General features: G+C 60.5%; 13 protein-coding genes. 7 read left to right on the top strand and 6 right to left on the bottom strand.

Annotated features, from left to right (window positions below; translation table 11 throughout):
- Nucleotides 1–32: 32 nt before the first annotated feature.
- Nucleotides 33–1,397, bottom strand: a complete 1,365-nt coding sequence (locus tag P5540_11260; protein ID HRT65392.1) for a sigma-54 dependent transcriptional regulator — start codon at nucleotides 1,395–1,397, stop codon at nucleotides 33–35.
- A 528-nt stretch (nucleotides 1,398–1,925) separates the two neighbouring features.
- On the opposite strand from P5540_11260, the gene P5540_11255 reads away from it, so the two are divergent.
- Nucleotides 1,926–4,526 carry an immunoglobulin domain-containing protein gene (locus tag P5540_11255; GenBank protein HRT65391.1) on the top strand — a complete coding sequence of 867 codons (2,601 nt, stop codon included), beginning with the start codon at nucleotides 1,926–1,928 and terminating at the stop codon, nucleotides 4,524–4,526.
- Between the two features lie 129 nt (nucleotides 4,527–4,655).
- Here P5540_11255 and P5540_11250 read toward each other — a convergent pair whose 3' ends face one another.
- The 5 genes from P5540_11250 to P5540_11230 all read right to left on the bottom strand — a co-directional run bounded on the left by P5540_11250 (nucleotide 4,656) and on the right by P5540_11230 (nucleotide 10,678).
- Nucleotides 4,656–4,976 (bottom strand): pyrimidine/purine nucleoside phosphorylase, encoded by a 321-nt coding sequence (locus P5540_11250; GenBank protein HRT65390.1) that lies wholly within the window; start codon nucleotides 4,974–4,976, stop codon nucleotides 4,656–4,658.
- Between the two features lie 81 nt (nucleotides 4,977–5,057).
- The gene (locus tag P5540_11245) at nucleotides 5,058–6,851 is read right to left on the bottom strand and encodes a formate--tetrahydrofolate ligase (protein ID HRT65389.1); all 1,794 of its coding nucleotides are present in this window, start codon (nucleotides 6,849–6,851) and stop codon (nucleotides 5,058–5,060) included.
- Between the two features lie 567 nt (nucleotides 6,852–7,418).
- Entirely contained in the window at nucleotides 7,419–8,282 is an 864-nt protein-coding gene (locus P5540_11240) for a dihydropteroate synthase (protein ID HRT65388.1), read from the bottom strand.
- A gap of 36 nt (nucleotides 8,283–8,318) precedes the next feature.
- Entirely contained in the window at nucleotides 8,319–9,638 is a 1,320-nt protein-coding gene (locus P5540_11235) for a methylenetetrahydrofolate reductase C-terminal domain-containing protein (GenBank protein ID HRT65387.1), read from the bottom strand.
- Nucleotides 9,639–9,640: 2 nt separating this feature from the next.
- Complete coding sequence (locus P5540_11230; protein ID HRT65386.1) at nucleotides 9,641–10,678, bottom strand: GntR family transcriptional regulator; 1,038 nt, start codon at nucleotides 10,676–10,678, stop codon at nucleotides 9,641–9,643.
- 270 nt (nucleotides 10,679–10,948) lie between these two features.
- On the opposite strand from P5540_11230, the gene P5540_11225 reads away from it, so the two are divergent.
- The 6 genes from P5540_11225 (at nucleotide 10,949) to P5540_11200 (ending at nucleotide 20,869) form a co-directional block, all read left to right on the top strand.
- Entirely contained in the window at nucleotides 10,949–12,904 is a 1,956-nt protein-coding gene (locus tag P5540_11225) for a hypothetical protein (GenBank protein ID HRT65385.1), read from the top strand.
- 198 nt (nucleotides 12,905–13,102) lie between these two features.
- Nucleotides 13,103–14,407 (top strand): iron-containing alcohol dehydrogenase, encoded by a 1,305-nt coding sequence (locus P5540_11220; protein HRT65384.1) that lies wholly within the window; start codon nucleotides 13,103–13,105, stop codon nucleotides 14,405–14,407.
- Nucleotides 14,404–15,480 (top strand): hypothetical protein, encoded by a 1,077-nt coding sequence (locus P5540_11215; protein ID HRT65383.1) that lies wholly within the window; start codon nucleotides 14,404–14,406, stop codon nucleotides 15,478–15,480. The genes P5540_11220 and P5540_11215 overlap by 4 nt, the downstream gene beginning before the upstream one ends.
- Before the next feature lie 42 nt (nucleotides 15,481–15,522).
- Nucleotides 15,523–17,904, top strand: a complete 2,382-nt coding sequence (locus P5540_11210) for a TolC family protein (protein HRT65382.1) — start codon at nucleotides 15,523–15,525, stop codon at nucleotides 17,902–17,904.
- A gap of 6 nt (nucleotides 17,905–17,910) precedes the next feature.
- Nucleotides 17,911–18,153, top strand: a complete 243-nt coding sequence (locus P5540_11205; protein HRT65381.1) for an AtpZ/AtpI family protein — start codon at nucleotides 17,911–17,913, stop codon at nucleotides 18,151–18,153.
- Nucleotides 18,154–18,589: 436 nt separating this feature from the next.
- Nucleotides 18,590–20,869: a hypothetical protein gene (locus P5540_11200; GenBank protein ID HRT65380.1), complete on the top strand. Its 2,280-nt coding sequence runs from the start codon at nucleotides 18,590–18,592 to the stop codon at nucleotides 20,867–20,869.
- Nucleotides 20,870–20,924: the final 55 nt, after the last annotated feature.

Raw genomic sequence — 20,924 nt, 5'->3', positions numbered from 1 at the left:
GCGACTAACGGAATTCCGAAAACGCCCGGCGTTCATTCGAGTCCGTGTTTACGGATGGCGTATCGGATTTGATCGCGGGTCATTCCAAGGAGTTCGGCGGCCTGGGTGCGGTTGCCGTGCGTGCGCTCCAGCGCCTGGGCGACTAGGTCTCGTTCGACGTCCCCGATCCGGCAGCCGCCGGGGGGAAGCGGGAATTGAAAGCGGTCCGCCGGTTGGGCCGGCGTGGCCGCCCGTCCCAGTACGATGTCCCCGGCGGCGATGACGGTTCCTTCCGAGAGCAGGACGGCGCGCTCAATGACGTTGCGCAGTTCGCGGACGTTTCCCGGCCACGCATAGGCCCGGAGCCTTTCGATGGCTTCGGGGGAGAGAGGGCGGTAGGGGCGGTGAAATTCATCGCTGTAGACGTGCAGGAAATACTCGGCCAGGAGGGGCAGATCCGACAGGCGGTCGCGCAGGGGGGGGATATGAATGGGAACGGCGCTCAGCCGATAGTATAAATCCTCCCTCAGGCGGCCGGTCCGGATGGCCTCCTCCAGATCGCGGTGGGTCGCCGCGACGATGCGCGCGTCCACGTGGATGTCCTGCGTGCCGCCGATGCGCTTGAACGCCTTCTCCTCGAGGACGCGCAGCAGTTTGGCTTGGAGCGCGGGGGGCATGTCGCCGATTTCATCGAGGAACATCGTGCCGCCGTGCGCAATCTCGAACAGGCCTTTTTTCATGGTGCGCGCGTCGGTGAACGCGCCCTTTTCGTACCCGAACAACTCCGATTCGAGCAGGTTCTCCGGCAGGGCGGTGCAGGTCACGTTGACGAACGGCCCCTCGGCCCGGTCCGATTCGCAGTGAATCGCCCGGGCGATCAGATCCTTGCCGGACCCGCTCTCGCCGAGCAGAAGCACGCCGGCGGAACCGCCCCGCGCCACCCGCCGGACCAGCTCCTTGACGGCTTCCATGGGGGGCGATTGGCCGATGACGTTGGCAAGGCCGAACCGGGCCTTTTGCTCGGCGGCATGCCGGGACAGGCGTTGCCGTATCGAGGCATGTTCCATGACGCGTCGGACGACGATCAGCAATTCGTCGAGATCGAACGGCTTGGTTATGTAATCGGCCGCGCCGCATTTCATGGCCTCGACGGCGCCGGCCACGCTCGAATACGCCGTTATGATGATGACGGGGAGACCCGGCAGCGACTCGTGCAGACGCCGCATGACCGACAGGCCGTCCATGTCGGGCAATCGCAAATCGAGCAGGACCAGATCGATTCCGCCCTGCCGCAGCGCCGTTTCCGCCGATTGGCCGTCTTCGGCCTCGGCTACGTCGTAACCGGCCTTCCGCAAGGACTCGCCCAGCGACCAACGGATAAGTTTCTCGTCGTCCACGATCAATATGCGTTCAGCCATGATTCAGGATCCCTTCGAAAATGACATGCTTTTCATTGCATCCCGTTTCGGGTGAAGCGCCCCCGATTGTCTTGAACCGGGATTGGATGCGTTTTGGCCAAGGGCGCGTGAAACGCCATGGTCCCCTGGGAAAAAACCGGAAGCGACACATCGTAAATGGCTTGATTCTTCGGGCCGGATTCACCGGCCCGACTGAATGTCACCTGTTCGTTGATGCCCATAATAAAAACATGACGTGTTATATCTGCGGTAAAGCCTGCGCCTGTTCGATTCGATTACGTATAACTCGCATCGCCGATCCTCGCATGATTGCAGGTGTCGCCCCGCCACGTCCCATTCCGGCGGCGGATATAACGAGTATACGGACAATAAGGCTGAACCGACAACCATCGTGGAAGGGTGGCTGTAAAATTCAACGCCCCAATACCTGTCGGATATCCAAGGGGTACTTGAAAGTGGTTGAGCGAAGGGATAGACTGCGCTGGGTACGAACAAGGATTTCGTAGTGTACAGAGGAGGATTGGTGCAATGAAGACAGGATGCAAGAGCAGGGTGTGGCTGGCGGTTCTTGTGGCGGTTCTCGCGGCGGGCGGCGCCATGGCGGCCACCGTGCCGGATGTGCGGGGAATGACGCAGTCGGCGGCCAACACGGCCATCACGGGAGCGGGGCTTGTGTTGGGCATGCCCGTGGGATACGGGAAAAGCGCCAACTATCCGGCGGGACAAATCTATCGGCAAAGCCCCGCGCCCGGCACGACGGTTGACGCCGGCACGGCGGTAAAAATCGTTGTTTCACAGGGAATGCCGAAACCCGAACCGGTATTTCCGTGGGGCACAAATCCGCAGACTTTATTAGAAGTAAACAGTTTCTGCGACGCGCAGCAGGCGATCATGGACAATACTTTGTTGTCGTTATTGCCGCCTGAATTCACGACCTTTTTGTCGCTTCTGGCGCCCGAAACAGGCGATTTGAACGGGACGACGTTCGTAGTCATCAAGGATCCGTATCCGGACGGCGAACTGAACTTCAATATCGGGGGAAACGGCTGGCTTGACTGCAGCCTCGACCTGATTTTGATTGAAGCGGTATTGAAGGATCAGACCTTCAATATTCCCGCCGGCGAGAAATATGCCGGGCTTACCCATGAGATGGTCTATCGGGCGCTCAACGTGAATGCCGAACAGTTCGAGCAGGATGTCGGTGCTTATTGGATGCTGCTCGGACAGCTTGCCAACGGGTTGCCGCAGGTGCTTCTCGGTCACATGATTCTGGGCGATGGCGGCGCTACGTTCAGCGAACCGGTGCCCGAGGACATCCCCTACAATCGCATTGATTCGGAAGGGTCGGCGGGTTTCATTCAGGCGTTGATGATGCTGCTGGGTTCGACGGGGTACATCAACAACGGCGTGATTGACATGAACACCTACATCCGGATGCCGGAATACTTCGCGAAAGACGGCGACGCGGACGGGGACGGCTACACGAACGAGGCGGAATTCCTCGCGAACGACAGCGATCCGGCGGCCTATGTTTTGGCCGCGTTGGATCCCGCCATCGTGCCCGATGCAGGCGATCCGCCGGTGATTACCCAGCAGCCCGCTTCCCAGACGGTCAATCCGGGCGAGCCCGTGACGTTCGGCGTGTCGGCGACCGGAACGGAGCCCCTGAGTTATCAGTGGTACAAGGACGGCCAGGAACTGCCGGGCGAAACCGCCGGCGCCTATGCGATCGCCAGCGCCATGGAATCCCTTGAAGGCGCATACCGGTGTTATGTGAGCAACGCCGCCGGTCTTGCCATTTCCGATCCGGCCCTGCTGTCGGTCAATGATCCGATCGTGATTACGGGCCATCCCCAATCCCTGACCGTCAATCCGGGCGGCAATGCCGATTTTCAGGTGGAGGCTACCGGTACGCCGCCGCTGAATTACCAATGGATGAAGGATGGAAACGCCATCAATGGCGCGACCGAGGCGGCCTTTACGGTCGTGTCGGCCCAGGAATCCGACGAGGGCGGCTATGCCGTCATGATTACCAATTCGGTTGGCAGCGTGGCGTCGAATACCGCGACCCTGACGGTCAACGATGCCGTGGTTATCGTCGCGCATCCGCAGTCGCTGACATTGAATCCGGGCGCGGGCGCGACTTTCAGCGTAACCGCCGTGGGCACGCCCCCGCTCAGTTACCAATGGACGAAGAACGGCATCGCAATCGCCGGGGCGACGGACGCCTCCTACGCCATTGCATCCGTCCAGGAATCGGATGAGGGGTTGTATGCTTGCGGCGTGACCAATGAAATCGGCGGCGTGACGTCGAATGCGGCGACATTGACCGTCAACGATCCGCCGCAGGTTGTGGTACAACCGCAGTCCGTCACCGTAAATCCGGGCAAGAACGTCACATTCATCATTGCTGCGGCCGGCACGCCCCCCCTGAGTTTACAGTGGAAAAAGAACGGCGCCGACATTCCCGGCGCGACGAACGCCATCTATTCCATCGCGTCCGCGCAGCAGTCCGACGAAGGAACGTATGCGTGTTCCGTTGCGAATTCAGCGGGAAGCACGATTTCGGACGGGGCAACCTTGACCGTCAACGATCCACCGGTCATTACGGCGCAACCCGAATCGCTCACGGTCGAGGCCGGCGGATCGGCGACTTTCTCCGTTTCGGCCACGGGAACGGAACCGCTCGGCTATCAGTGGCAGAAGGGCAAGAGCGACATCGCCGGCGCCACCGATGCCAGTTACACGATTCCAAACGTCCAGGAGTCGGACGCCGGCTCGTATTTCTGCGCGGTGACCAATGTCGCCGGATCGGTTGTATCGGACGTCGCGACATTGACCGTTACGACGGCCGGCGAAGGTGAAGGCGAGGGTGAAGGTGAAGGCGAAGGCGAGGGAGAAGGGGAGGGTGAAGGCGAAGGTGAAGGTGAGGGTGAAGGCGAAGGTGAAGGTGAAGGTGAGGGCGAAGGTGAAGGTGAGGGCGAAGGCGAAACGCCTGAAACCGGTTGCTTTGGCAACAAGAATCTGCGCGACTTCAATGCCGCCGGTTTCTGGACGCGCGTGGCCGACGTGCTGCTGGGTGTCCTCGGACTCGGCGTAATCCAGTTTACAAAGCGGTCCGCATCATAACGAAAAGCGGCCGCGGGGCCGCGCGAAAAGGACGATGAAAGGCATCGGGCTGGACGTTGTTCACCGTGCACGCGGTGGCAACGTCCAGCCCTTGTGTTTGACGTGCGATGAAAAAGTATCGAGGCGCGTTTAGGCCAGGAACGAGCAGATGTACTGCATAAGGCCGCTTTCGACGGCGATATCGAACGACGAATTCGCGGGGATTTCAAAGGCCGTGCCTTCGGTATACGATTTCCATTCCGACTCGCCTTTCAGGCGCACGGTGCATGCGCCCGCGATGACTTCCATTCGTTCCGCGGCGCCCGTGTTGAAATTGTACGAGCCGGGGTAGATGAGTCCGAGTGTTTTTTTGGAGCCGTCGGGAAACAGGATGGTGTGGCTGACGACTTTCCCGTCGAAATAGACATTGGCCTTGCAGATGGCGCTGACGTTGTCGAACTTCTCTTGCATTTGCATTGCTCCTCGTGGTTTCGTCGCATTTGTTGATTTTTGATCGAATGACAGGCGGGACAGTCCGTCCCGCATAAAGCGTCAGAACAGCCCCGTGACCTTTCCGGTGCGCACGTCCACGTCGAACTTGCGGTACGCGGGATCGGACGCGGTGCCGGGCATAAGGTTGATGTCGCCGGCAACGGGCACGATCACGCCCGCGCCCTGATACAGGAGCACGTCGCGCACCGGCAGCGTCCATTCCTTCGGGCGGCCCTTTTTGTCGGGATCGTGCGACAGGCTCAGGTGCGTCTTGACCATGCAGACGCCCAGCTTGCTGATGTCGTCGTCGGCTTGGATGTCCTTGATCTTCTGCTCGGCGAGTTCGGAATAGATCACGCCGCTTGCGCCGTAGACCTCCGTGGCGATTCGGGTGATCTTGTCCTTGACGGGGGTGTCGTCCTCGTAAAGGAGGCGGAACTTCGGCTCGTCCTTGCAGGCGTCCAGGACGGCTTCCGCGAGTTCGACGGCGCCCTCGCCGCCCAGCGCCCAGTGCTTGGACACCGCCACGCGCACGCCCAGCGATTCGCACGCCTGTCGTATCACGTTTATTTCGTCGTCCGAATCCGTCTGAAAATGGTTGATGCACACAACCGGCGCGATGCGGCTTTTCTGCACGGTTTCGAGATGCGCAAACAGATTGCCGAGGCCCTTTTCGACCAGCGCCGGGTTCGACTCGCGGTAGATCCGATCGATCGGCTTGCCCGGCGCGACCCGCGGCCCGCCGCCGTGCATCTTGAGCGCACGGACCGTCGCGACCAGCACCGCGCAGTTCGGGACCAGCCCGCTGTAACGGCATTTCAGATTCCAGAATTTTTCAAAACCGATGTCCGCGCCGAAACCGCTTTCGGTCACGTGGTAATCGCCGAGTTTCAGCGCCACGCGATCCGCGACGATGGACGACTGGCCGATGGCGATGTTCGCGAAAGGCCCCGCGTGCACGAGCACCGGTTGCCCCTCGATGGTCTGCATCAGGTTCGGATTCAGCGCGCGGTTCATGAGCGCCGCCATTGCGCCGTCCACGTCGAGATCCGCCGTATAAATCGGATTGCCCCATTTGTCGAAGGCGACGACCATCTTCGCGATGCGGCGGCGCATGTCCTCCAGGTTCGTCGCGACGGCGAGAATGGCCATCAACTCCGACGACACCGTAATCTGGAATCCGCTGCGCAGCATGAATCCGTCCATCTTCCCGCCGATGCCGATCACGATTTCGCGCAGCGACTGCGCGCAGAAGTCAATGGTCCACTTGATGGCAAGATTGCGCGGATCGATGTTGAGCCGTTTCAGTTTCTTTTTCGACAGCGTTTCGTCCGTGTAATTGAACTCGTGCTGGAGACGGCTGGTCAGCGCGACCATCGCGAGGTTGTGCGCGTTGTTGACCGCGTCAATGTCGCCCGTCAATCCGAGGCTGAACTCGGCCAGCGGGATGCACTGGCTCAGCCCGCCGCCCGCCGCCGATCCCTTGATGTTGAAGGTCGGCCCGCTCGACGGCTGCCGAATCGCGCCCGTCACGCGTTTGCCGCATTTTCCCAAGCCCTGGATCAGCCCCATGGTCGTCGTGGACTTGCCCTCGCCCAACGGCGTCGGCGTGATGGCCGTCACGTCAATGTATTTGCCGTTCGGACGGTCGCGGAGCCGTTCGAGGATGCTCATGTAGTCGAGTTTGGCGACGTAATGGCCGTATGGAAGCAGTTCCATCCGCTCGACACCCATTTCCTCGCCAATCTGATAAACGGTCTTCATGTCTTTTTCGGCCGCCTCGGCGATCTGCCAGTCCGGCATCTTGGTCGGGTCGAGTGTTGCCATGTCCGCGTTCCTCCGGTTGCCGCTCAGTTCATGTTGTGTCGTTCGCAAGCATCATTGTGTTCTTCATCATGCACGTCATCGCCAATAACGATGACAATGGAGTTTATACATGCTCAGATTGGTCGTATGAGACGGCGTTCTACACGAAGTCCCGGAGGGACGCCCCGAGAATAGCCCAGGACGCCAGTCCTGGGATTTCGTGGCGGTGTCAGGGAAGTCCCGTAGGGACGTTTGAAGTCTTTGGTTCCGTCCCATACGTGTCGCTCGTCGCATTCGATCCCGTGCCGTTTTACCTTGAACGAAAATACACCATGGTCGAATATGCTTGCATGGATATGTGCCATTATACTTTTATTCACTCTGTTTCACACGTCCCTACGGGACTGTCATTTGGCTTTTTCCCGTGTCCCAGGAGTTCCTCCTGGGCTACAGTCAAACCGTCCCTACGGGACTAACCTGCCCTTCGCGCGAACCCATTTGACGGGTGTGCTCATCGGTCATGCATAAAGTCCATCGGACTAAAATGCACAAACTCCATCGTCATCGTAAATGATGACGATGGCGATAACGGGTTCGAAAGATGCGGCATAATCGTTACGAATAAAATTCCATCACGCGCATTACGCCGTCGTAACCGCTTTTCGTCAGCACATCCCTCAAACAGATCAACGCCGGATGATCCTCCGGCAGAATCTGGTAATTTCGTTTCACCGATCCGATGATGAAGTCAAGGCCGCGCGGGATCGCCAAGGTCAGAAAAGCGCTTTCAAGCGGTCCCTTGACGGGAGTACCGTCCGCGCGCTTTGCGGGCAGCATCACGGTGAAATTGCTCAGGCCGACCGACGCGTGCACGCCCGCCAGTTCCGGGTCGGCGTGGACGGCGGCAATCGTGTCGAGCACCATCCTCGTGATGCCTTCCGTGTCGCTTCCGATGGGCGCAATGCCCGGATCGATTATGCAGTGCTCGTTTGGAATGCCGTGCGCGTTCGCAATCCGCACAAGCTCCTTCGCGGAAGCGTAGTTTTCTTCCGCGGTCCGGTTGGGTTTCGACGCGCCGTTTTCCTCGTGTTCGCACGACAGCAGCAGCGGCATGAACGGTTGTTCGCGGTACAGCGCGAACATCTTCGTCCGCATGAGTGAAATCGAATTGAGGATGGGCGGCTTGCCGCCGGCCCGCGCCGGATCGTACGCGCGAAGTCCCGCGGCTGCGAGATCGTAGTCCGGCGTGTCGATCGAAAGCGGCTTCGCGGTCACACCCTGGATCGTGCGGACCATGTCCGCCATAAACTCCGGCGAACGCAGGCCGACGTTCACGTCAATCCAACTCGCGCCGCCCGCGTCCTGCGCACGCGCGAGTTCCTTCAACCCTTCGATGTCGTTCGCCTCGTACAGTTTCTTCGTCGAGGGCACCGAGTCGTTGATAGACTCGCCGATAATCGTCAATCCTTCGATGGCCATGACCGCTCCTCTCCGTATCAGACAGTTCCGTGCAATCTACGATCCGCACTCCGCCGCCGTCAACTCCACCGCCGGTTTTTCGCGCAATCCTTCGACAACAGCCGGCAAAACCTTGTGATCCAGGCCGAACAACATCAGGTGCACGCCCGACACACCGGGGATCGCGCGGACTTCCGCGATCATCTCGCGCGCCAGCGCGACGCCTTCCTGCACGATGTCCTGCGTTTGGGCAAACCGTTCCGTAATGTGTTTCGGCACGCGAATGCCCGGAACGCCCGGCATCATCTCGAAGGCCTTCTTCGATATAATCACCGGCAGCCCCGCCAGAATGAACACGTCGTTGTCAATGCCTTCCTCGTGCACGCGGCGCATGAATTCCCTGAACGTCGCCAGATCGAGGATCACCTGCGTCTGGATGAAATCCACGCCCGCCGCCACTTTCTGCTTGAGACGGCGGATGGGCACGTTCCACGGCGTCGTGAACGGGTTGATCGCGCCGGCGATGAACGGTTTCGGCGGATCCTTCATCGTGTCGCCCGTGAAAAAGATGACGCCTTTCTCGCGTAAGTAACGGGCCTCATAAATCATCAGCGCCGAATCCATGTCGTAAACCTGTTTCACGCCCGGATCGCCCTGGTAATAGTCGCCGGTGATGCACAGCGAGTTGTGGACGCCGTTCATCTTGTTCGTGATCAATTCCGAGATGAACGCCGTCTTCGTCAAGTCGCGGCAGACGGACTGGCAGATCGGTTCGACGCCGCATTTCACGATTTGCGCCGAGGCGATGGCCGAAGGCATCGAGGGCTTGCCGTTGAGGTAGGCCGTCGCGTTCAGCGCGTCGAAATGGTCCCGCAACAACTCGGCCTGCTTTTGCACTTTTTCGGGTTCGGCGCCGCGCGGCGAACGGATTTCGGACGTAAACACGAACTGCCCCGCGCGCAGTTTGCGTTCCAACCGCGAGGCCGTTTGCGGCGGCTGTTGCTTGCGGTTCGTGCCCAGATCGAGATACGGGATCGGTGTCCGGGCGAGCAGATCCTTGCCCGTAAAATAGTTCATATACGAGGACGTGAAGAACAGTTTCGGGTCCGGCGACCGCAGCAGCGGCGGCGTGGACGTGCCGTTCTTGTCGGTCAGTTGGTGGATGCGCGCCCAGACGCAGGGGCGATCCGGAAACACTTCGCAATGCTCGTCCATCGAACCGCCGCACGGACCGTTGCGCACCTGTCGCGGACAGGCCATCGGACATTGCGTGTAGCCGGTATGGCTCAGCACGCACTGCCCGCAGTGATGACAGTCGAACAATACGCCCTTGGCGAAGTTCTCCGTCCTTGTCAAAAGCCTTGCCAGGAAATTCATGACTACGTCTCCCTGATGACCAGTTCCGGCTGAACCACGTATTGCCGCATTTCGTTTCGACCGAGGCCGCTGGTCAGCATTCCGGCCAGATGATCGGCCATTTCCTCGTTGTGCGGATCCACGGACGTCAGCGCCGGCGTAAAGTAGCGCGCCAAGGCCGTATTGCCGTAACTGGCAAGGCACACCTCGCCGGGGACAGCCACGCCTTCCTCGCGCAAGCGGCCAATCGCCTGAATCGCGCTGATGTCGTCGCAGCAGAACACGCCCGTGATGCCGTTCGCGCGAATCGCGTCCGCGCTAACCCGCGACACGTTGTCGAAGATCGGCGGTTCCAAGTCCGGCTGCCTGCGCCGCAGGACCATCCGGTATGTCTCGGTCATCAATTCAAGGACCATGTTCCGGCCCGTCCATCCTTCATTCATAACAAACGCCACCGCCCCCGATTTTCTGTCCAAAAGATAATTCAACGCACGGACGACCCCCAGGTCGTAACTCTGTACAACAAAGGGAAAGTCCCGGTATGTCATCGTGTGATCGAGCAGAACCACCGGCGCGTCCGAGGGCGACAAACGCGAATAGAAATCCCAGGTCCGCGACTCGTCGAGCGTCGGGATCACCACAACCGCCTCGTAACGTTCCACCTGCATTCGCGCCACCAGCCGGACTTCCTCTTCCCAGTTGTTGTAACTGTAAAAGCGCCGCACTTCGCGTCCATGGACGGCCGCATGGGCGGACACTTTCGATAGCAGATCGTCGTACTGGATCGAAACAAACGGAATCACGACCCCCCAAATCCGCTCTTTTGGGCCGTGCTCGGCGACGAAGGTTCCCTTGCCGGCCCGCTGAATCACCAATCCGTCCTGTTCGAGAATGTTGAGAACGCGCTTGGCCGTTTCCCGTGCAACCCCATGTTTTCGTTGGATTTGCGTGATGGAATCCAGCCGGTCGCCCGGCTGGAGGCGACGGTGCAGAATGTCGTCGCGATACCGCTCGACAAGCAGTTCATACAACGGCGATGCCGATTGGAGGCCTTTGTCCATAAGCCCGGTTCCAGATGGACCTCAGAGATTCACATCACATCACATCACTCTTATTCTACCCGACTCCGATGCCCATGTCAATAATTTTCTTCATATCCCTTCCCCATAAGAGCCGTGCGGGTATGGAACTTTTCAAACGGCATGGTGCATTGATTAGAAAAAGGCCATGGATGCCTGTTCACATTCGGGACATTTTCGATGAAAATTCTTGTTGCACGAAGGGTAATGGTTTTTTCTTGTATTGCGTTTTCCGTGTTTGCAGGATTGAACTTGGCGCTTGCGGCCGATCGCTTGACGATAGACGACGATTTCGCGGATGGCGCGCTGAACGCCAGTCTTTGGAGCGTTACGCAGTCTGGTCCGATGGCCGTGTCGGAAATCAAGGGCGCGATTGCGGCCGTCACACCGGGTAATGAGCAAGCCAAGGGACGGCTCGCACTGGCCACGGCGGTTCACGGGAATCTGTCGGTTGAAATCGAGTACGACGCCAAATCGTATGCCGGCGGCGCCGACGGCCGTATTTTGCTCCAGGTGCAGGGGCCGTCATCCTATGCTTCGGTTTATTACCACCGGTTCGACATGGACCGGTGCGAGGCCGTTTTCGGCGGCACGTTGTCGGGCGGCGCCTCCATCTATGCCTATCGCGAACAGGTGCCCAACAAGGGCAAGTTGCGGATCGCCCGGACCGGTTCGACATTTACGGCCGCCTACTGGCAAAGCGGGTCATGGCGGACCATCGGGACGCGCGATGGATTCACCGACGATGCCGTCATCCGTATCCAATTTCAAAGCACTTCGGCGAATCCCGCGTTTGATTTTCGCGTGACGCGGTTCCACCTCGATGCGGACAGCGCATCCGCGCCGCTGGCGATTTCGGCGCACCCCGAAAGTTGCAACCGGTATGCCGACGAGGGGCCAATCACCTTGAAGGCGGCCGCGACCGGCGGATTCGGCCCCATCAAATACGAATGGTTCCATGATCCCGGATCGGGGCCTGTGCCGGCGGGCACGGGCGATACGCTTACGATCGCGAAGCCTGCCGCGGGGACTTCCGGGAAGTATGTCTGTAAAATATCGGACGCCAACACATCCCTCGAAAGCAAGCCGGCCGTGGTTCGCGTCGGCGAACGGATTCAGTTCACGCAACATCCGACGGGCGGACGCCGTTACGCAGGGGACGGCGCGTTGACGCTGACCGCCGCCGCCAAGGGCGGCGTGGGCCCGTTGTCCTACGCGTGGCGGCATGAAACCGGCGGCGGGACGAAGACGGTTTCGACTGTTGCCTCCTGCACCATCTCCGCGCCCACGGTCGCGCATTCCGGCAAATATTGGTGCGAAGCCACCGACGGACACGACACGGTCAAGTCCAATGCAGCCGAATGGATCGTGGCGGAACGTCCGGGATTTCAAGAGCATCCCGCTCCCGTCAGGCAATATATGGATGGCGGTCCGTTGACCTTGCAGGCGAAGGCCACAGGCGGGCTGGGGATCGTTTCGTACCGGTGGTTCAAGAAAGGCGTGGATGCGCCCGTTTCGACGGATGCGGCATTCACGATACAGACGCCGACGGCGGCGGATGCGGGTTTTTACCGGTGCGAGGTGCGCGACGAACGCGAAACCGTCCAATCCACGGAGATTGAAGTGGTCCTCGCCGACCACTTGGTTTTTGAACAACAACCCGCCAGTGTGCGGCGTTACGTTGACGCGGGCCCCCTGATCTTGCAAGCCGTGGCGAAGGGCGGCTTGGGGCCGGTCGCGTACCAATGGTTTGTCCAAGGCAAGGACGCGCCTGTTTCGACCGAGAATCCCTTTACAATTGCCGCGCCCGTCCCCGCGGATTCGGGCGTTTACTGGTGTGAAGCGCGCGACGAACGCGAAACCGTGCGATCGAACACGGCAGCGATTACCGTCGCGGAACGCCTCGTTTTCCAGCAACATCCCGCGCCGGCTACCGTACCGCAGGAAACCCCGTTGACCTTGCAGGCCGCCACGACGGGCGGACTCGGCCCCGTTTCATATCGCTGGTTCATGCAAGGCAAGGAAACGCCCGTTTCGACGGCGAATCCCTGGGTGTTGGCCGCGCCCATGCCTTCGGATTCCGGCGTCTACTGGTGCGAAGCCCAAGACGAATGCGAGACTGTCCGGTCGAACACCGCCGCTATCCTCGTCGAGCCGAAACCCGTTGCGCCCAATGCCGCCGCGCTCCCGGCGGAACCGAAGCCTTGATCCATGCCGTCAACGTGGGATCGGCGCGCGTGGTCAAGGTGGACGAAGTGGACTTTTCCCGAAAGGGAAAAACTTCATTTCGTCCACGAAATAAGCCAAGAGCCGTATCTAATTCAGTTCTGACGTTCGCGCCGTGGAAGCAGGCTTCGGGAAATCGTATACTTTTCGCGTTGTAATGGAGTTGCGAGGAGTCGAGCCATGGTGAAGTTGGGTTGGCATAGTCTAGGGACGTCTTTCGATTGTCCGTGTGGTATTCGGCACGAGTTGCCGATCGAAGCGTGTTATCTGGGTGAAGGCGCGGCGGCGCGTCTGGCGGCGTTCGCGCGTGAAAAGTGCGGCAAAACGTGCCTGATCGTATCGGACGCGAACACGCGCCACGCCGGCGGCGAGCGGCTGTTGTCGGCGTTGTCCGGAGCGGGCAAGACATGCACGGAGCATGTTTTCGGTTCGGACCCGTTCGAGGCGACGGAAGAGTTGGGCGAGGTTGTCGCGCGGGCGGGCATGGACGCGGATTTCTTCGTGGGGCTTGGTTCGGGAACCCTGTGCGATTTGGCGAAATACGCGGGGCATAAACTCAAACGGCCCACGCTGCTGTATGCTACGGCCGCTTCAATGAACGGTTACACGTCCTCGATTGTCGCGATGAAGATCCGCGGTCTGAAACGGACGAGTCCCGTGCAGCCGGCGCTGGGGGTATTTGCCGACCCGGACGTGGTCGCGACGGCGCCGATCAAGATGGCGGCGGCTGGCGTGGGGGATTTCCTGTCCAAAAACTCGTCGTCGTCGGATTGGTACGCGGCGCATTTTCTGCGCGATGAATACTATTGTTCGCGTCCGGGCGATTTTTTCGAGGGCACGCAGGAGAAACTGCTCGAGGCGGCGCCCCGCGTGGCGCGGCGCGACCCGGAAGCCGTCGGTATTGTGCTTGAAGCGCTGTTGCTGGCGGGATTCTCGATGGTGGTGGCGGGATCGTCCGCGCCGGCATCGGGCGGCGAGCATCTGATTTCGCATTACCTCGACATGAAGCACGCAACGAAGAAGACTCCGAACGATTTGCACGGCGCGCAGGTCGGCGTAGCGACCGTGTACACGCTGGAACTGTGGGAAAAGGTACTGGCGCTGGATCCGGCGCGAATCGATCCGGAGGCGCTGGCCGGTGCGCATCCCGACGACGAAACGATTCACCGGTGGATTGACGCGGATTGGGGTTCGGTTGGGCCGGAAGTCTGGGCGCAATGGCAGCAGAAGACGCGCGACCGCGAGGGGCTTCGCCGCGAGATCGAACGGTTCCGCGACGGTCTTCCCGCGTTGCGCGACGCACTGAAGAAGGAATTGCTGCCATCGGCGACAGTCGCGGAAGCGATCCGGGCGTCGGGCGGCGCCGTTGACGCCGAAGGCCTGTTGGCGCCCGTCGAGGAGTACCGCAACGCGCAACGTTTCGCGCGCTACCTGCGCAACCGGTTCACGATTCTCGATCTGGCGGCGGAACTCGGCGTGACATGATGGGCGCGTGGACCGGCTGCCTGATTGTCTTATGCGGGCAGGCGCTGTCCATGGAGGAAAAGTCCCTGATTGATACCGCGTGGACGGCGATCCTTGCCCATGAACATTACGTCCGGCAACATCGCGGTTATCTTGCCTATCTCGACACGCATGCGGATATCGCGTCCGCCGAGGAAGCATGGATCGCAATCCAGAATCCGGGCGAATTCCGGGCGGAGTTGAAAATCTTTGAAGAGGCGATTCTGGGGGACGAAACCGTTCGCCGGACATGGGACCGCTACACAGAGACGCTCGTGCGGGACGACATATTACGCGCGAAAGAAGATGCCTGGTGCCGGGCGGTCCTGGCTTCGGAGATCGTCCGGACCCACGGCTGTGCGGGGGTGTTCTGGCTTCAATCCCATGCGGGGGACGCGCTTCGTTTTTTCGAAAACCCGGCCCGGCCGGTTTCAGTGCCGGAACTGTTCTATCCCCTGCGAACTTGGCTTGCCGGGCATCCGCGCGTGCGCGATGAGTGGCGCGATGCGTTTCGGAAACTGTACGAATGCACCGCTGCCCACGATTCCGTTTTCCCGTGGTGGAACATGGGTGCGCCCGAATATCAACAACTTTTCGCTCGTCTTGCGCGGCGCCCGCCCGATTTCTGGGCATGGCGGCGGCAGGCGCTGGCGTGGGCCGTCGAACCCCGGGCGCGCGACTGGGCGCGCTACTGGCGCGGATGCGTCCGCCGCGACCCGGTGCTGTCGGATCGGTATGCGGCCTATGTGTTGTTTCTGCGCGAACGTCCTGCATGGAGGGACGCGGCGGATCGGGCATGGGAAGCGAAATTTGGCCCCGTGCCCGCGTGGCCGCCCGTCGGCGATCCGCCGGCATTGGAACCCGTTGAATCTCCTAAGCGGCCTGTTGTTCCGCGGAAGGAACCCGATTCCGGTCCGCCGCATCGGCCCGACAAACCCGGGGTGACCATGCCGTCCATGCCGTCCATGCCCGAAAAGCCAAAACTGAAAGAACCCGCTGATTCGCGTTTCAAACGCCAGGAGTTTGAAACGCCCCGTCCAGCCGCCCCACAATAACCGTTTGCGGGAATCCGTTGCAGGCCCGCCGGAGTGCAGGAAATGCGTGGAGGAAAAGCCGTTCGTTGGTTGGTTGGGATTGGCTGCTTGGCGCTGGCCTTGCCGGTATACGGCGAAGTGCGCGTCGGCATTGTGCAGGACGGAGCATGGCCCGACGGCGACGAAGTTCGCGCCGTCTTTCAGCGCGAGATAGAATATCTCAATAAAAAGGAATTTGGCGTCGTTTGCCCTGCCGAATGCTATGTTGTCGCGGATGGGACATGGGACGGCGTGGACGCGGCGCTGAACAAGGCTTTCGCAAATCCGTCCGTTGACATCGTGATAGCGCTGGGTCCGATTGGGTCGGCCAATGTGTGCCGGCGGACGATGCTTTCCAAACCGGCGATTGCTCCGATGGTTATGGATGCCGAAGCACAGGGCATTGCCATTGTGGACGGCGCCAGCGGCAAACCCAATCTCATGTTCATGGCATCGCCCGCGCCGTTCAAACGCGACCTGAAAGCCTTTCGCGAACTGACGCCGTATCGGCGCGTGGCCATCCTTGGAAGCCGGTTGCTGTTCGATGCCGTTCCCGTGTTGCGCGACGGCTGTCTTGCCGCGGCGGAATCCCTGGGCGTTGCGGCGGACATCGTGCCCGTAAATGATTCGATTCCCGAAGCGGTCGCGGCCCTTCCGTCCGGCGTGGACGCCGTGTATATCGGCCCGCTGCTTCAACTGTCCGGCGACGCCGTTGAACAACTGGCGCGATGGCTCATGGATCGCAAACTGCCGAGTTTTTCCTTTGCCGGACGTGGGGACGTTGAGCGCGGCATTCTTGCGAGCGTGAATCCGCCACTGGACACGGTGCGCCTCGCCCGCCGCGCGGCGCTACACATTCAACGGCTACAGATGGGCGAATCGGCGGAAAAACTGCCGGTGTTGTTCACGCGTGACGAGAAATTGACTGTCAACATGGCCACGGCGCGCGCCATTGAAGCGGCCCTTCCCCGGGCGATTCTCATCGAGGCGGAACTTCTGAACGAACAGGCCGCCAACGTTGATCGTCGCGTCAATTTGTCCGAAGCGGTTGCCGGCGCGCTGGCGTCCAATCTCGAAATCGAGGCGGGCGCGCACAAAGTCGCCGCGGGCAGGGAAAACATCCGCGACGCGCGATCGAAGTTGTTGCCAAAAATTGAGGCGGATTTGGCCGATGTGCGGCTCGACAAGGATCGCGCCGCCGCCAGCGCCGGCATGTTTCCGGAGCGGTCGCTCACGGCGACCCTGTCGTTTACGCAGGTTATCTTCGCCGAGCAGGCATGGGCGAATCTCGACGCGCAGAAACTCCTGCAGAAAGCGCGCGAATTCGAATATGAACGCGCGAAACTCGACCTGGCGCTCGAAGCCGCGAAGGCGTATTTGAATGTATTGCGGGCGAAGACCGGCGAACGGATTCGCAAGGGCATTCTGCGGATGTCGCGTTCGCACCTTGAACTGGCCCGCGTGCGCAAGGCGGCCGGCGTCGGAAATCCAATAGAACTGTTCCGCTGGGAAAATGAGATAGCAAAAGCCAAGAAAGCCGTCATCGAATCCGAGGCGTTGCGGCAGGCCGCCGAACTTGCACTTAATCGCCTGCTGCATCGTCCGCTCGAGGAGACTTTTCTGACCGAGGACGTTAGCCCGGACGACACGCGGCTTGCGGGCGGGAACAGTCCGTTGGCGCGTTACCTTGCGGACGACCGCACTTTTGCGGCGTTCCGCGATTTTTTGGCCCGGGAAGGTCTCGCGGCATCGCCGGAACTGCACCAAATGGACGCGGGCATCGCGGCGCAGAAACGCGGACTCCTCTCGGCCCGGCGCGCCTATTTCATGCCCGTTATCGGCCTGCACGGCGAAGCCGGACGCATTCTCGAAGAGGACGGCGAAGGCGTCAAACCGCATTTTCCGTTGTCGTTGTTCCTGAAATATCCGGATGAAAAAGAATGGGATCTTGGAATCAAGGCGTCGTTGCCCCTCTATGCCGGTGGCGCGCGCAAGGCGGCCGTGGGCAAGGCCCGGGAAACGCTCGCGCAACTGACGATCGATCGCGAGGCCATCGCCGAAAAAATCGAGCAGCGCATTCGATCCCATGCCATTGCGGCGCGTGCCGGAAACGAAAACATCGAACAGACCCGCGCCGCCGCCGAGGCTGCGCACAAGGCCCTCGATCTGGCGGCGGACGCCTACGCACAGGGCGTGGCGTCTCTCGTCGAACTGATAGACGCGCAAACCGCGGCCAACGTATCGGACGATCTGGCCGCCAATGCCGTCTTTGACTTCCTGATCAGCGTCATGGAAGTCCAGCGCGCCGCCAACGCGTTCGTGTTCTTCATGACCGACGAGGACCGTCAGGCGTGGCGCGAACGCCTCGAAGCCTATGTCGCGGAACGAGAGACAGCGGGGCGCTGATCGACTATGGACCCACGCGAGCGGGAACTATGGAAAAGCATCGCCGACGCGGCGGGACTGGTGGGCCAACTCGGCGCTTCGATAGCGGCGCCGATAGTCCTCTGCGCGGTCGCGGGCGTATATCTTGACCGATGGCTTGGCGCGCGCGGCATCGCGACATTCGGGATGATTGTCCTTGGACTTGCCGCGGCCGGCTATTCGGGATACCGGATGATCGCCGCCGTATTGCGCGACAAGCGTGGTCCGTGATTTCGGCAATACATGCTGACATGAGAGTACCGAATTCTCGAACTTTGTTACAGGCTGCAATTACCCGAAAAGTGTTGTTTTTCCGGTTGAACGGATTACAGAATCGTATTGAAGCATTGAATGTGGAGTCCCAACAGGAGCAGAAACAAGGGCAAGTGTGTGGGACAGGCTGTCCAGCCTGTCCGTCCACGGACATGGCGGGGCTTCGGAAAAGACAGACCGGACAGTTTGTCCTGCGTTCCGCACCCGAAAGACTCCCTATGCGCGTTCAGGGCAGGTGAATACAAACAAGAACTCGGTACTCTCAATCTGTTGAAAGCCTTGGATTTTTCCCATGGTCGTTATGGACTGGATGGACACAATAAAAAGTCCACCATGTCCTCATTGCCCATAAACTGGACTGACGAGTTTTTTTAGGACAACGATGGTTATGCTTATGATGACGTGCTTGTTGCTTTTCCAATCGGCGGGCGCCGGTTTCGCCGAAGAAGCCATACTGCCGCATGGGAACGCCGCCCCGGCCCTTGCCGCCCGCCACTTCCCGGATCGCGTACATGAGTTTGTGTGGCGGAACTGGACCGTCGTGGCCCCGGACAAATTGGCCCGGCTCCTCGGCGCTTCCGTCGGAGACATCACGGCGCTGGCCGTGTCCATGGGCTTGCCTCCCGACCCCGCTGTCTCGCCGGAAATGCAGACGCGGGGGTATATCGCCCTTATCCGGCGCAACTGGCATCTTCTGCCCTACGAACAGTTGCTTGAACTACTCGACATGACACCGGAACGCCTGTCGGTCATGCTGCGGGAGGAGGACTTCCTATGGATCAAATTGGGCCGCGTCAAACCCGCATGCAAACCGATCCGTTATCAAGCGCCAGACGAAGCCACGCAATGCCGGGCGGCGGAAATACGCCGCGTGGTCGAGGAAGATTTCGGCGAGGCGATTCGCGGTCCAGCGGAGCCGCGCTTCGATTTTGTTCGGCAACTGAGAAATTCAGGGACAGACACCGAATTTCCGGGAAATTCGGTGTCTGTCCCTGAATTTCTGCGGCTTGTGTATTCCTATGTCGCGGTATACGGCGATCCGCTGATGAACCCCGGATTGAATCCCTATCCCGACGGCCTGTTGCAGCGGCTTGCCGCGGCAGGGATCAACGGCGTCTGGATCCATGTTCTTCTGCGGGACCTTGCGCCGGGCGGCGCGGTGTTTCCCGAGTTTGGGGCCGGGCACGAGGAGCGGCTGGCGAATCTCCGCGCGCTGGTCGAACGGGCCGGGAAATTCGGGATCGGCGTATATCTCTACATCAACGAGCCACGCGCAATGCCGGATTCCTTCTTCAAGGATCGCGCCGAACTGCGCGGTGTCCGGGAAAAGGAACTGACGGCGCTGTGCACCTCGCATCCGGCGGTGCGTCAGTGGATGGGCGATGCGCTGGCCCATGTTTTCCGTGAAGCGCCGGGATTGGGCGGCGTCTACGCGATCACGGCATCGGAAAACCTGACCAACTGCGCATCGCACGGCGACTGGCGATCCTGCGATCGCTGCAAGGATCGCACCGATGCGGACATCCTGGCCGAAGTGGTCGAAACCATCGAGGCCGGTGTGCATCGTGGCCATGGCGGGGCCCATGTGCTTGTGTCGGATTGGGGATGGCGCGGACACGGCGATGCGCGGGACATCATTCCGCGCCTGCCGAAATCCGTGTGTCTGATGTCGGTGAGCGAATGGAGCCTGCCCATTGAACGCGGCGGGATCAAGAGCGCCGTCGGCGAGTATTCCATTTCGTCCGTCGGGCCGGGACCCCGCGCGTTGCTGCACTGGAAGACCGCCCAGGAGGCCGGACTGAAAACGGGCACGGAAATCCAATTCAACAATACCTGCGAAATCGCCAGCATTCCGTATTTGCCCGTGATGGATCTGGTTGCCGAGCATTGCTGCAATCTGCGCGCACAGGCCCAACTTAGCGCGATGCTGATCGGCTGGACGATGGGCGGCTATCCCTCGCCGAATTTCCAACTTGCCCGGCGGTTGAGCCTGATGTCCGTTCCAGACGCCGCCCAGGCGCTGGACGAACTGGCGCGGGATCGTTTCGGCATGGAGGGCGCCCCGCATGCGCGCAAGGCATGGACGATTTTGAGCGACGCCTTTCGGCAGTATCCGTTCCACATCAGTGTGGTCTATACCTCGCCGGTCCAATGGGGAGCGGCCAATCCGTTATACGCCGAAAGAACCGGTTACTCGGCCACGATGTGGGGGATTCCCTACGACGACCTTGACGGTTGGCGCGGTCCTTATCCGCCGGACGTGTTTGCGGCGCAGTTTGAAAAAGTCGCCGAAGGGTGGCGGAGGGGGATGGTGGAATTGCAGGCGGCTATGGAAAAAACACCGCCCGAGAAGCGCAATGAGGCCGAATCGGATTTGCGGCTGGCGCGAGCGGCGGGCATCCATTTTCAGTCCGTGGCCAACCAGGCGCGGTTCGTCTTCGCGCGTAACGCACTGGCCGATCCCAAGACTCCCGACGACGATCGCCTGCGGTTGAAAACCGAAATCAGGCAATGCCTGGAATCCGAGATTGATTTGGCCCGCCAACTTTTTGCGCTTGCACAAAAAGACTCGCGCATCGGCTTCGAGCCCTCCTGCCATTATTTCTACCTGCCGCTCGATCTCGTCGAGAAAGTTGTCAACTGCCGCTGGCTGATCGCGCATTTTGGCGAATAGCCGCGTATCTTCGCGGAATAGGCGATCAGGCGCCGGTTTGGCAACCCGGCGTTTG

The organism is Candidatus Hydrogenedentota bacterium (genome assembly GCA_035450225.1).
Classification (GTDB): domain Bacteria; phylum Hydrogenedentota; class Hydrogenedentia; order Hydrogenedentales; family SLHB01; genus DSVR01.
This window is presented reverse-complemented; position numbering and strand designations above follow the sequence as displayed.

Coding starts and splice junctions, on each gene's coding strand:
- P5540_11210 (HRT65382.1), top strand. CDS start 15,523: ATGCGTGGAGGAAAAGCCGTTCGTTGGTTGGTTGGGATTGGCTGCTTG.
- P5540_11260 (HRT65392.1), bottom strand. CDS start 1,397: ATGGCTGAACGCATATTGATCGTGGACGACGAGAAACTTATCCGTTGG.
- P5540_11200 (HRT65380.1), top strand. CDS start 18,590: ATGATGACGTGCTTGTTGCTTTTCCAATCGGCGGGCGCCGGTTTCGCC.
- P5540_11235 (HRT65387.1), bottom strand. CDS start 9,638: ATGAATTTCCTGGCAAGGCTTTTGACAAGGACGGAGAACTTCGCCAAG.
- P5540_11240 (HRT65388.1), bottom strand. CDS start 8,282: ATGGCCATCGAAGGATTGACGATTATCGGCGAGTCTATCAACGACTCG.
- P5540_11215 (HRT65383.1), top strand. CDS start 14,404: ATGATGGGCGCGTGGACCGGCTGCCTGATTGTCTTATGCGGGCAGGCG.
- P5540_11250 (HRT65390.1), bottom strand. CDS start 4,976: ATGCAAGAGAAGTTCGACAACGTCAGCGCCATCTGCAAGGCCAATGTC.
- P5540_11255 (HRT65391.1), top strand. CDS start 1,926: ATGAAGACAGGATGCAAGAGCAGGGTGTGGCTGGCGGTTCTTGTGGCG.
- P5540_11230 (HRT65386.1), bottom strand. CDS start 10,678: ATGGACAAAGGCCTCCAATCGGCATCGCCGTTGTATGAACTGCTTGTC.
- P5540_11220 (HRT65384.1), top strand. CDS start 13,103: ATGGTGAAGTTGGGTTGGCATAGTCTAGGGACGTCTTTCGATTGTCCG.
- P5540_11205 (HRT65381.1), top strand. CDS start 17,911: ATGGACCCACGCGAGCGGGAACTATGGAAAAGCATCGCCGACGCGGCG.